Below are 12,058 nucleotides of genomic sequence, written 5' to 3'. Positions count from 1 at the left end.
AAAGCAGGCTGTTTGGGCTGGCGTAGCTCAGCTGGTAGAGCATCTGATTTGTAATCAGAGGGTCGGGGGTTCAAATCCCTTCGTCAGCTCCAGTTCTCCTCAGCCCGAAGCAGTGAAGTATTTGTAAAGTGTGTGACGAAGGATTTGTTTCACTGCAGGTCGTTCCGGCGTGCAGAACTCCTCCTCAACTCGCATCCAGCCCTCCCGTAGTCAAGGGAAGCGCTCGGTCGCAAGCAGGAAAGAGTTCGCAAGACGGAAAACTGGCAGGACGTGCACAGGTGGCCGAGTGGTTAATGGCAGCAGACTGTAAATCTGCCGCGTTATGCGCTACGGAGGTTCGAATCCTCCCCTGTGCACCATTCAGTTTCGTAGTAGCGGTAAGGGTTCGGCAGGTGTTGGTGGCAGGTTTGGATCTGAGGCCGGCAGGCAGTGGACGAATGGTCATCGCGCTTGTTCTGCTTGGCTTTATGGCTGTTTTAGCCTGGCAGACGATGGAACCGGGTCAGTATCGGTCCCTGGTCTGGATTTTGACCGGATTTTTTGCCTTCCGTGTCGTGCTCCAGTGGTCGCGTTCGCGATAGGATTGTATGGTTGTTGCAGGTATGCTGGCGTAGCTCAGTGGTAGAGCACTCCCTTGGTAAGGGAGAGGTCGAGAGTTCAAGCCTCTCCGTCAGCTCCAGATTTGCAGGTTGCAGGTGTTATAAAGCGCGGGAGTAACTCAGTGGTAGAGTCACAGCCTTCCAAGCTGTTGGTCGCGGGTCCGATTCCCGTCTCCCGCTCCAAATTTCGTATGTTGCTGTAGGAGATGTGTTGAGCACAGGGTATCAGCAGGCAGCGATTCCGGTAGCCGATCCGCAGGCCTTCAGCGCGGTTCGCGCAGCCATCGAGTCTTCCTTTTCGTCGACCAAGGTGTCGGATTTCCTGAAGTCGCTCGAACGGGCAAGACTTCGGATTCGCGACTTCGAGATCGTTCTCGGCAAGGGAATGCTCGGGCCGAAAGCGCAGGGCGAGTACAAGAGCCTCGGCAATGGCGATCAGGGCATGATTCGCGAGTTCTACCTCGCCGCTCTCGAGCACGTCGCTCCCGAGCTCAGGCAGAAGTTCTTCAAGCTGTACGCGTACTACTGAGTCGCGCCGCAGCCACTCCATTCCACCAGTTTGAACCGCATCGCCGGTGCGTTTGCCGGCCATTCACCAGGAGAGGGTAGCAGTCATGGGCAAGGAAAAGTTTGACCGGTCTAAGCCGCACGTCAATATTGGCACGGTTGGCCACATCGATCACGGCAAAACGACGCTGACCGCGGCGATCACGAAGGTTCTGTCGAAGCACAACCCGAACAACACGTTCCGTTCGTTCGACACCATCGACAACGCTCCGGAAGAGCGCGAGCGCGGTATCACCATCGCGACCTCGCACGTCGAGTACGAGACGGCGAACCGGCACTACGCGCACGTCGACTGCCCGGGCCACGCCGACTACATCAAGAACATGATCACCGGCGCCGCCCAGATGGACGGAGCGATCCTCGTGGTCGCCGCCACCGACGGCCCGATGCCCCAGACCAAGGAGCACGTCCTCCTTGCCCGTCAGGTTGGCGTTCCTTTCATCGTCGTCTTCCTGAACAAGTGCGATGCCGTCGAAGACGAAGAGCTCATCGAACTCGTCGAGATGGAAGTTCGCGAGCTCCTTTCGAAGTACGACTACCCCGGCGACGACACCCCGATCATCCGTGGTTCGGCCCTCGGCGCGCTCAACGGCGAAGCCCAGTGGGAAGCCAAGATCGACGAGCTCATGGCCGCGGTCGACAAGTACATCCCCCAGCCCGAGCGTGCGGTCAATCTGCCGTTCCTGATGCCGATCGAAGACATCTTCTCGATCTCGGGTCGCGGAACCGTGGTCACCGGCCGTATCGAGCGTGGCAAGATCAAGGTGGGTGAAGCCTGCGAGATCGTCGGTTTCCGCGACACGCGCGCGACCGTCTGCACCGGTGTCGAGATGTTCAAGAAGCAGCTTGACGAAGGCCTCGCCGGAGATAACGCCGGCCTCCTCCTGCGCGGTATCGCGAAGGAAGATGTCGAGCGCGGCATGGTGCTTGCGAAGCCTGGTTCGATCACGCCGCACACCGAGTTCAAGGGCGAGATCTACGTTCTGAGCAAGGAAGAAGGCGGACGTCACACTCCGTTCTTCAACGGCTACCGTCCCCAGTTCTACTTCCGCACCACGGACGTAACCGGATCGGCGAAGCTGCCGGCTGGCATCGAGATGGTGATGCCTGGCGATAACGTTCAGCTCGAGATCACGCTGCACACGCCGGTCGCGATGGAGAAGGGTCTGCGCTTCGCTATCCGCGAAGGCGGACGCACCGTCGGAGCCGGTACCATCTCCGAGATCATCAAGTAAAGAAATTGCTTCACGACAAAGGTTTCCGCCTCTGTCTGTTCCAAAAATGCAGTTAGCAGAGCCGGAGCCGGGAAAGATCCCGTCTCCGGCGTTGCCCTGTATCGGTTAGGATAGAAAGAGACGCGATATCGAGACGCTGAAGAGCGTGTCGCGCAGCAAAAGAGAATCAAGCGGCAAAGAGCTTCACCGGTGGCCGACGTTGGTAAGGCCAAATCCGGGGGAGTAAGCTCAACGGTTAAACTGTCGGTCTCCAAAACCGAACTTCTCGGTTCGAATCCGAGCTCCCCCGCCAGTTCTCGCTTTACGCAGTGCATTCAGAAGATTTCGTTGTACGAAGGTGTATCAACAGCCATGGCTAAAGCAATCGCAGTCGCGACCGACACCAACCAGAACGGAGGCCTTCAGCAGATGAAGGACACTCCTGCGCGTCTCCAGAGCTTCCTGCACGATGTTCGCAGCGAGATGCGCAAGGTCATCACGCCCTCGCGCGACGAGGTGCAGACGACCACGATCGTCGTGATCGTCACGGTGTTCATCTTCGCGGCCTACTTCTGGCTCGTCGATAACATCATCGGGCACGCGATTGAGCTCATTCTGAAGAAGTTGAGCCACTAGGCACAGGGTTCCGCAACGATTTGGAAAGAAGTTGATGAAGCAAAAAGGCATACTCATGGCGGCAGACGAGCAGATTCCGGACGGTTTGGACACCAGCGCGGCACTTCCCGGCGACCCGGCACTTCCGGTCGAGGGTGAGACCGAGCATCTCGCGCCTCCCGTCAACGAGAACTTCAAGTGGTACATCATTCACGCCTACTCCGGCTTCGAGCGCAAAGTGCGCGAGTCACTCGAGAGCCGCATTCAGGCATTCGGACTGCAGAACCGCATCGGCCGCATCATGATCCCGACCGAGCCCGTCACTGAGTTGCGCAATGGTAAGAAGTACGTCATCGAGCGGGTCTTCCTTCCAGGTTATGTTCTGGTGGAGATGGAACTCGATAACGACCTTTGGCATGTGATCAAGAACACTCCTCGCGTCACGGGCTTCCTTGGTACGGGCGACAAGCCGGTCGCGCTCTCCGAGCAGGAAGTCAGCTCGATCCTTTTCCGTTCGGATGTCTCGAAGGAAAAGCCGGCAATGAAGATCAAGTTCGAGAAGGGCGAGCAGGTCCGGATCAACGAAGGTCCATTCGCCAACTTCAACGGCGCGGTCGACGATGTCAACGAAGACAAGCAGACCCTCAAGGTCATGGTCTCGATCTTCGGCCGTTCCACCCCTGTCGAGATCGAGTTCTCGAAGGTAGACAAGTTTGACGGATCCGAAGAATAGGATTCGCAGAAAAAGCAGGCTGGCAGAGCCCGCCGCTGGAAGCATAGAGGATTACCGCAATGGCACCGAAGAAGATTACTGGATACGTCAAGCTTCAGATCACTGGTGGCAAGGCCACCCCGGCACCCCCGGTTGGACCGGCCCTCGGTCAGGCGCAGGTCAACATCATGGAGTTCTGCAAGCAGTTCAACGCCCGCACCTCCACACCCGAAATGACTGGGATGACTATTCCGGTCGTCATTACCGTGTACGCGGACCGCACGTTCTCGTTCATCACCAAGACTCCTCCGGCTCCAGTGCTCCTGATGAAGGCTGCTGGGATTGCCAAGGGTTCGGGCACTCCTAACAAGGAGAAGCTCGGCAAGGTGACCGAGAAGCAGATCCTCGAGATCGCCAAGACCAAGATGCCTGACATGAACGCGTCGTCGGTCGAGTCGGCCGCGAAGTCGATCCGTGGAACTGCCCGTTCGATGGGCATCGAAGTTACCGCCTAAACCGGTCCTTCCCACTTCTATACGCCATGTCGGCGGAGCGCTCCTGAGCGCTCCGCCTTTTGGTGTTGGTCTAGTTGGATTACGCAAACAGCGTGTGCTGGATCGGGCGGAACTCGGAGATTGGTCCCTTTCGTCCCATTCCTGCGTCGCGGGTCAGAAGCGCGTCGGTCGAGCGGCCTGGAACTCCGTGCTTTCGGCAAGCTTCCTCAACCAGCGCTTCCATCCTTCTTCGATATGGACCTTGCGAGAAGGCTCCCTGGCTGAAGTGCTCTTCATATGTGGGGAGAAGAGCGGGGAAGTGCTCGCGAACGAAGCTCAGGTAGGTTGGACGCGAGCACGACTTCAGGAACAGCGGTTGGGCGGCGAAGAAGCTTGCTCCAGCTTCAGCCGCTTTGGATGCCATGCGGTTCAGGGCTTTTGACGTGTCGGTGATGCCTGGAAGCAGAGGGGAGCAGAGGATTCCTGCGGTCAGCTTTGCCGCTCGCAGACTTCGGATGGCTTCGAAACGTAAGTCCGGTCTTGGTGCTCTTGGTTCTAAGAGACGTGCGAGCTTTGCGTCGGGTGTGGTGATGGTCAAGTGAATCACCAGGGTGTTTCCTGCGGCGATCTTTGTGAGCAGATCGATGTCGCGGAGGATCAGATTAGACTTCGTTACGATTCCGAGGCGATATCCCGATCGCTTTGCTAAGACTTCCAGAAGGCTCCTGGTGATTCCGGCGCGGCGTTCGATGGGCTGATAGGGATCGGTTGCGGTTCCCAGCGCGATCTCTTCGGCTGGATCGACTTTTCTCAGATCCTGTTCGAGCAGCCAGGCGGCGTTCCGCTTCAGGTAGATCTTGCGCTCGAAGGCGGTGGCCCAGGCTTGTGGCTCGTCGGCGTGATCGTCCTTGATGCCGATCGGTTCCGGCTCGAGGAACTCGTGGGTGTAGCGTGCGTAGCAGTAGCGACAGGCGAACTCGCAGCCTCGGTAGGGGTTGATCGACCAGGCGAGGGAGAGCTGGCGCTTCGAGACGGATCGATTGAGAATCGAGCGCGCTTCCAGGGTCATGAACTCGATGTTATGTCCGTCATCCGCGTGCTGCGCTTCGGCTGCGAGTCGTGCCAGTCCTACCGGACCCTGGGGCAGGATGGGGAACAACGCTTGCGTTGCCGGGTCTTCCAGTTTCGCCATATATTCGCCTCGTGGGTGAAGAGTAGACCCCCACGGACTGACCGTCAACCTCCATCTTCCTCTCTGTTGTGCATTCACAAAGGGGTATCCCCCCTCCCCACTGTCGGGGCGTAACTTATTTTGTTTGTTAGAGATACAGAAAATATAGGGCCGCAAATATATGAAATAAAAGGACTTACACCCTAAATATTAGTAAAGAAAGGAGTTAGCCCGGATTTACCAACTGGAAGCGTCCCACCGCAGTTCCAGACCATTGCCTTCTTGACTTATACCTTCAATTCTACCGTTCCCGCCATAACTAAAGGGACATCGACATTTCCTTTTGGAATGAATCAGTTACGAGGGATTGGCCCTTGACACGCGAATTTGCCTTGTTTTTCGCAGGTCTCTCCCAGAGTTTTTTTTACATGCCGTTTGTTTCCCTCGGGATCGACAGGATTAGCGGCGGGCTCCGGCAATCAGGAGATCGACGATGCGGCGTGCGCTTTCCTCCCAGCCGGGGGTGGCCGTCGTGTGGAAGATGCCGATCAATGCGCGGATGAAGTCGTTCGGGTCGGTGTCCGAGCGTAGGGCTCCGCTGTCGATAGCTCGCCGGGCGGCCTTGAGGAAGGCGCCGTGGGTTTGGACGCGTGCGCCTTCAATGAGGCGCATCGAGCCTCCATCGACCACGTCCATTGCCGGGATGATGAGCTTCTTCTCGGCGACGTGATCGACAAAAAGCAGCATCCAGGCGCGTAGGGCTTCGACCGGGGGCATCGTGGCGGCGAAACGTTCCTCCGCCGCAGCGAGTCTCTCGACTTCGGTGCGGTAGACCGCCTCGATCAGGACCTCGCGCGTGGGGAAGTGGCGGTAGAGCGTCGCGGAGCCGATGCCGGCGCTGCGGGCTATGTCGTCGAGGCTGGCGTCCGCGCCGTCGCGGGTGAAGGCCTTCTTGGCGAACTCAAGGATGAGGTCGCGATTCCGCTGCGCATCGGCGCGGATCTTACGGGCGGCCGGCGGAGTTGGGGGAAGCGGATTGGACATAAAGAAAATAGCGGAATATCTTTGCAACCGGGGACAGTCCCCGTTTATCTATTCTGTATACGGAGACTGTCCCCGTTTTAGCGAGTGGAGGCAGGAAAGTCAACCGGGCGCATTCCGTATGCGCCTCTAAACAGCAGGAGAGGTCAATATGCGAGTCTTTGTGACAGGCGCGACGGGATTTATCGGGACAGAGTTGGTGAAGGAACTGGTCAAGGCGGGCCACCAGGTGCGCGGGATGACGCGCAGTGACGCGGGGGTGGAGCAGCTAAAGGCGGCTGGCGTCGAGGTTCATCGGGGCGAGTTGACGGACCTCGAGAGCCTTAAGGCAGGCGCGACAGGCATGGACGCGGTGGTTCACCTTGCGTTCAGCCATGACTTCTCGAAGTTCGCGCAGAATGCGGTGGATGAACAGCACGCGATCGAGGCACTCGGGTCGGTGCTGGAGCCGGGAAAGCTCCTGGTTGTCACCTCGGGAACGGGCCTGGCGACCGGTGGTCCCGGTCACCTGCGCACGGAGAAGGATCCGCCTGTGGATCAGCCGACGATTCCGCGCAAGCCGGAGCAGACCGCCCGCAAAATTTCTGAGAAGGGTGTGCATGTTGCGATCGTGCGGCTTCCGCAGGTGCATGACACGCACAAGCAGGGGCTGGTTCCTTACGTGACTGCAGCGGCGCGTGAGAAGGGCGTGTCGCCTTATATCGGCGACGGCAGCAATCGCTGGGCGGCGGCCCCGCTCCATGCCGTGGCGGAGCTGTACCGGCTGGCGGTCGAGAAGACCGGCGCTGGCTACACCGTGTATCACGCGGTGCAGGAAGAGGGCGTATCGATGAAGGAGATGGCGGAGACGATCGGCAAGGGGTTGAAGGTGCCGGTGGTTTCGATCACTCCGGAGGAGGCTCCGGCGCACTTCGGCTGGCTTGCGGGTTTGCCGGGCTGGATATGCCGGCGTCGAGCGAGTGGACGCGGAAGACGCTGGGGTGGGATCCGGTTGGGCCTGGGTTGATTGAGGACCTTGGGAATATGGAGTATTGAAAAAGCTCCTCAGCAAACAAATCACGGCCTGCGCGGGCACATTTTTCCGCACAGGCCGTTGCCGTTTTCGGCGTGACAGCTTAGGCCAAAGCGGGGTGGATCGTGAAGGTGTGCGTTCAGCGTGGGGGCGGGAGATGCTATCAGAGCTCCTGTTGGGCTGGGTTGGTTGAGGACCATGGCGATGTTGAGGACCATGGCGATATGGAGCGCTGAGAGAACCTCCACGACCCGGGCGGTGAAAGAGGCTTTGTTATTGCGAGAAACAATCAAATTTCTCGCAGCAATGCCTTATGCTGAAGGCCCCAGGAGCGCTTTCAAATGCCACTTCATCGAGAAATTTCTATCTCAGTCGTCCTGTGTCTGGCCGTCACCGCGAGTGCGCAGAAGCCGGCCTCTCCTGACCTGGTTCTCTGTCACGGACACATCTTCACAGCCGACACGACTAATCCCTGGGTAGAAGCGGTCGCGATTCGGGGGGACCGCATCCTTGCCGCCGGTGCCGATGGCGCTGTGTGTTCCACGGCCGACGCCCATACCCAGGTCATTAATCTCGAAGGCCGGATGGCGATGCCTGGGATCGATGACTCGCACGATCATGTGGGTGGCGCGCTTTATGGTATCCAGGTACCGTTTCCGTCTCCGCCACATGGCCAGGGCCCCGATCCCTCTATCGCGGAACTGGCTGCGGGGGTAAAGGCAGCCGCTGCTACCGATCAGCAGAACGAGTGGATCCATTCGGTCGTCGGCCCCGCCGTTATCCGTCACCCGGAAGAGACAAAGACCGCCCTGAATGAGGCAGGAGGTTCGCACCCGGTCATGGTCGAGGCCTGGTGGGGCCACGGCGTCTTTGTGAATGCCGCAGGGCTCGCTAAGCTTGGCATTGCGGACACCATCACAGATCCCGAGGGTGGCCGCTTCGACCGCGATGCGACCGGTCACCTGACGGGCCTCATGGAGGAGGAAGCAGGTAACGAGATCCGGCGGCGTCTTAGCGACGAGGCCGGTGTACCTGCTTCGGTCCAGGCTTTCAAGGCCTATGCACAGCGACGACTCGCTGAGGGGGTCACCTCCGTCCAGATCATGGCCACCAATCAGCGGTTGAGCTATCTCGAAAGGACATTTGTCGATGCGGACACTCCGCTACGCATCCGGATCATGCGGTTTCCGATGGCGCGTGAAGATGAGCGTGTCGGTGAAAAACTCAAGACGGGTGAGGAGATTCTTTCGCCGCGCGTACGTGTCGCGGGGGTGAAGTTCGTTCTCGATGGCACTCCGATCGAGGAACTCGCTTACCGGACGAAGGACTATGCAGATAGGCCGGGCTGGCGCGGACGCCCCGACTATTCTGTAGCCTTCATTGACCGCCAACTCAGGATCGCCTTGAGTGGGAAGGATCAGTTCCTCTTCCACACCGCAGGAGACGCGATCTCGGACGAGGTGATGGATGAGATGGAAAAGCTGGCCCCCGCCGCTACATGGAAGCCTCTCCGAGTCCGCTTCGAACACGGCGACGGTCTTGACACGCCGGAACGCATTGCGCGTGCCTTCCGGTTGGGAATCGTCGTTGCCCAGCCGCGGCCAGGCAGACCATGGAAGTCTCTGTCGGAGGGAAATATCCCGCTCGCCTACGGATCGGATAGTGGCATGTCCCCTTGGCTCATCTTCAATGTGATGACCGACCCCAAGAATCCGCAGGCGGTTGATCGCGAGACCGCGCTGCGCGCATTGACCATCGGATCCTCCTATGCGGAGTTCATGGAGAATCGAAAGGGCACAATAAAGCCGGGTGCGCTTGCCGACATCACCGTGCTGTCGCAGGATGTAAGCGCACCGACAGCAGCGCCTGTGATGGCGACGCATAGTGTGCTCACGATTGTCGGGGGAAAAATAGCATTTCAGTCTCCGGGACCGCAGTGACGGCTTATCCTCGCGAATGCTTCGGGTAAGTGGATCTCGCATGGGACGCGGACCGTTCATGTGTCACGACTTCGAGATTGCTTGACCTTTTCCCCGTCCACGGGCATACTTAGAAGGTTGTCTCTGCTCCCCGCAGGGATGAGTCGGCACCACGCCCGGACGGAAGAGAGTCCGATGGGGTGGTAGACAGAAGGATAAGCCTCCATGGCAAAGAAGATTTCAAAGAATCTGGCGGCGGCGCGCGCGTTGGTTGAGCCGCGTCCGTACACGCTGGTTGATGCTGTTCCTCTCCTCAAGAAGGCCAAGTACGCGAAGTTCGACGAAACCGTCGACCTGACGCTGCGGCTTGGAGTGGATCCGAAGCACGCGGACCAGATGGTCCGCGGCACCGTTGTTCTTCCTCACGGGCTTGGCAAGTCGAAGATCGTAGCGGTCATCGCGTCGGGCGACAAGATCAAGGACGCCGAGGCGGCAGGCGCGGAGTTCTTCGGCGGCGAAGAGCTGGTCGAGCGGATTCAGAAAGAAGGCTGGACGGCCTTCGACGCGCTCATCGCGACCCCCGACATGATGAAGTCGGTTGGACGTCTCGGTAAGGTTCTCGGACCGCGCGGCCTGATGCCGAACCCGAAGACCGGGACCGTGACGACCGATGTGGTCAGCGCGATCAAGGAGATCAAGGCGGGTAAGGTCGAGTTCCGCACGGACAAGACCGCTCTGGTTCACGTTCCGGTGGGCAAGCTCTCGTTCGATCCGCAGAAGCTGGTCGATAACGCGATGACGGTGATCTCGAGCGTTCTGAAGGCGAAGCCGTCGGCAGCCAAGGGCAAGTATGTCCGCGGCATCACGCTGAGCTCGACGATGGGCCCCGGCATCTCGCTCGATCCGACCACCGCGGAAGCTGCGAGCAAGAACTAACAACACATTGACGGATAGCCGCCCGCTCTCTCTGGCCGCGTAAAGCGAGGAGAGGCGGAGCGAGCAAGGGAAGAGGTTAGCAATGGCAATATCCAGGGCAAAGAAGACCCAGAAGCTGGAGAAGCTTGCAGGCGAACTGCAGAACTCTACGTCGGCGATCATCGGCACCTTCAAGGCGCTGACCGCGTCGAAGGACTTCGATCTTCGCAAGACGGTTCGCGAGGCGGGTGGCAGCTACCACGTCGTGAAGAACAAGCTGGCCGCACGCGCGAGCCAGGGAACCAAGATCGAAGCGGCGCTCCAGGGTCTCAAGGGCGTTTCGTCGGTCGCATACACCTCGGGCGATCCGGTTGCGCTCGCCAAGGCGCTTTCGGCCTGGGTGAAGGACAACTCGGAGTTCACGTTCAAGCTGGGCATCGTCGACGGCAAGGTGATCACGGTTGAAGAAGTCAACGCACTCGCCACGATGCCGGGTAAGGAAGAGCTGTACGCGAAGCTCCTGTTCCTCATCCAGTCGCCGGCGCAGCGTTTGGCGACCGTCATCAACGCCACCGGACGCGACCTCGCGGTCGTCATCGGCCAGGGCGTCGAGAAGGGCAAGTTCGCCGGTTCGGCTGAGCCTGCTGCGGTGGCATCTGCTCCCGCACCGGTTGCCGAGGCTCCTGCGGTTGAAGCTCCTGCTGAAGCTGGCGAGCTGGTAGCCGAGACGCATGCTGTCGAAGCTGCCGCGGAAGCGCAGCCTGAGAATGGCACGGCCTCGCAGGCTGGCGAAGCAGCCACGACCGATCCGGTCGAAGGCTAAACAAGTTCGCTCTTCCTTCCCGGGTGCGCCGGTCTGGGCGCAACGGAAACCCGGGTGGGAGTGAGCAGCCGGAGCGCAGTCGGGCTTCGGAGAAGTAATCAGCAGCAACGATTTCGAACTATATACGGAGAAGAACATGGACATTCAGCAGATTGAAGACTCGATCGTAAACCTCAGCCTCCTCGAAGCTTCGGCTCTGGTCAAGGCCCTTGAGACCCGTCTCGGCGTCTCGGCAGCAGCGGCAGCAGCAGCCCCGGCAGCAGGCGGCGGCGCGGCAGCAGCGGCTCCGGTGGAAGAGAAGACCGAGTTCACCGTCATCCTCAAGGATGCCGGCGCGAACAAGATCTCGACCATCAAGGCTGTGCGCGAAGTCACCGCTCTTGGCCTGAAGGAAGCCAAGGACCTGGTCGACGGAGCTCCCAAGCCCCTGAAGGAGAACGTTTCGAAGGAAGATGCGGCCGCCATCGCGAAGAAGTTCGATGGCATCGCGACTGTCGAAATCAAGTAACGGATCACCCCACTTGCACGTTGAAGCGGAACGCGGTATTCTCTCCTATGGAGAGGGTATGCGTTCTGCTTCGGCGTGCAGACGGGATATCCCGGCAACACAACAACCAAAACTTAGTTCGGATGCCCATCCAGCCACGCGCTGGGGAGCATAGTCTGGGTTTCCAGACGAAAAGCGGCTAACTTCTGCAATATCCGGGTCATCCTGTCAGGCAGACAGGCTAAGGAGCCGGCCATTATGTGTCTCGAGCGGCGGAGGCATGTGGTGAAATGGGCAACAGCGAGCGGCGAACCTGGGGCCAGGCGGGCCTCAGAGAGTGGCAAGCATTTCCATTACCTTGAACCAACCAATCTGCGGCTTCTATCTGCGCTCGTGGGCACGTTCCCATTCGGGCGCATTGTCGTCTTTCCGTATAACCCATAACCCGGAGATCCGAATTGGTTTGGAAAGAGCCTTCGCGCCCGCTCG

12 protein-coding genes and 5 tRNA genes are annotated in these 12,058 nt (G+C 59.3%); 15 read left to right on the top strand and 2 right to left on the bottom strand.

Annotation, left to right across the window (positions count from 1 at the left end; all coding sequences use genetic code 11):
• The first annotated feature begins 16 nt into the window (after positions 1–16).
• From GRAN_RS03315 to rplK, 10 genes are all read left to right on the top strand, one after another.
• A tRNA-Thr gene (locus GRAN_RS03315) sits at positions 17–92 on the top strand.
• A 180-nt stretch (positions 93–272) separates the two neighbouring features.
• Positions 273–359, top strand: a tRNA-Tyr gene (locus tag GRAN_RS03310).
• Between the two features lie 245 nt (positions 360–604).
• Positions 605–679: transfer RNA gene (locus tag GRAN_RS03305), tRNA-Thr, on the top strand.
• Positions 680–707: 28 nt separating this feature from the next.
• A tRNA-Gly gene (locus GRAN_RS03300) sits at positions 708–782 on the top strand.
• 25 nt (positions 783–807) lie between these two features.
• Entirely contained in the window at positions 808–1,128 is a 321-nt protein-coding gene (locus tag GRAN_RS03295; protein ID WP_421800754.1) for a hypothetical protein, read from the top strand.
• 85 nt (positions 1,129–1,213) lie between these two features.
• Positions 1,214–2,401, top strand: a complete 1,188-nt coding sequence (tuf, locus tag GRAN_RS03290; protein WP_128911566.1) for an elongation factor Tu — start codon at positions 1,214–1,216, stop codon at positions 2,399–2,401.
• Between the two features lie 216 nt (positions 2,402–2,617).
• Positions 2,618–2,693: transfer RNA gene (locus tag GRAN_RS03285), tRNA-Trp, on the top strand.
• Positions 2,694–2,752: 59 nt separating this feature from the next.
• Entirely contained in the window at positions 2,753–3,016 is a 264-nt protein-coding gene (gene secE, locus GRAN_RS03280; RefSeq protein WP_128911565.1) for a preprotein translocase subunit SecE, read from the top strand.
• 34 nt (positions 3,017–3,050) lie between these two features.
• Complete coding sequence (gene nusG, locus GRAN_RS03275; RefSeq protein WP_128911564.1) at positions 3,051–3,728, top strand: transcription termination/antitermination protein NusG; 678 nt, start codon at positions 3,051–3,053, stop codon at positions 3,726–3,728.
• Positions 3,729–3,787: 59 nt separating this feature from the next.
• A complete protein-coding gene (gene rplK, locus GRAN_RS03270) occupies positions 3,788–4,222 on the top strand; it encodes a 50S ribosomal protein L11 (RefSeq protein WP_128911563.1) in 435 nt (144 codons plus the stop codon).
• A gap of 79 nt (positions 4,223–4,301) precedes the next feature.
• Here rplK and GRAN_RS03265 read toward each other — a convergent pair whose 3' ends face one another.
• A complete protein-coding gene (locus GRAN_RS03265; RefSeq protein ID WP_128911562.1) occupies positions 4,302–5,393 on the bottom strand; it encodes an SPL family radical SAM protein in 1,092 nt (363 codons plus the stop codon).
• A gap of 438 nt (positions 5,394–5,831) precedes the next feature.
• Positions 5,832–6,416 (bottom strand): TetR/AcrR family transcriptional regulator, encoded by a 585-nt coding sequence (locus GRAN_RS03260; RefSeq protein WP_128911561.1) that lies wholly within the window; start codon positions 6,414–6,416, stop codon positions 5,832–5,834.
• Between the two features lie 148 nt (positions 6,417–6,564).
• On the opposite strand from GRAN_RS03260, the gene GRAN_RS03255 reads away from it, so the two are divergent.
• From GRAN_RS03255 to rplL, 5 genes are all read left to right on the top strand, one after another.
• Positions 6,565–7,419 carry an SDR family oxidoreductase gene (locus tag GRAN_RS03255; protein WP_338323413.1) on the top strand — a complete coding sequence of 285 codons (855 nt, stop codon included), beginning with the start codon at positions 6,565–6,567 and terminating at the stop codon, positions 7,417–7,419.
• A 347-nt stretch (positions 7,420–7,766) separates the two neighbouring features.
• Positions 7,767–9,365, top strand: coding sequence for an amidohydrolase (locus GRAN_RS03250; RefSeq protein WP_128911560.1), 1,599 nt, complete (start codon positions 7,767–7,769; stop codon positions 9,363–9,365).
• Between the two features lie 204 nt (positions 9,366–9,569).
• Positions 9,570–10,280 carry a 50S ribosomal protein L1 gene (gene rplA, locus GRAN_RS03245; RefSeq protein ID WP_128911559.1) on the top strand — a complete coding sequence of 237 codons (711 nt, stop codon included), beginning with the start codon at positions 9,570–9,572 and terminating at the stop codon, positions 10,278–10,280.
• A gap of 82 nt (positions 10,281–10,362) precedes the next feature.
• Positions 10,363–11,082: a 50S ribosomal protein L10 gene (gene rplJ / locus GRAN_RS03240; protein ID WP_128911558.1), complete on the top strand. Its 720-nt coding sequence runs from the start codon at positions 10,363–10,365 to the stop codon at positions 11,080–11,082.
• A 136-nt stretch (positions 11,083–11,218) separates the two neighbouring features.
• Complete coding sequence (gene rplL, locus GRAN_RS03235) at positions 11,219–11,590, top strand: 50S ribosomal protein L7/L12 (protein ID WP_128911557.1); 372 nt, start codon at positions 11,219–11,221, stop codon at positions 11,588–11,590.
• Positions 11,591–12,058 lie beyond the last annotated feature (468 nt).

It is taken from the genome of Granulicella sibirica (genome assembly GCF_004115155.1).
Taxonomy (GTDB): domain Bacteria; phylum Acidobacteriota; class Terriglobia; order Terriglobales; family Acidobacteriaceae; genus Edaphobacter; species Edaphobacter sibiricus.
Note: the sequence above shows the minus strand (reverse complement) of the source record. Positions and strands in the feature narration are given on the sequence as shown.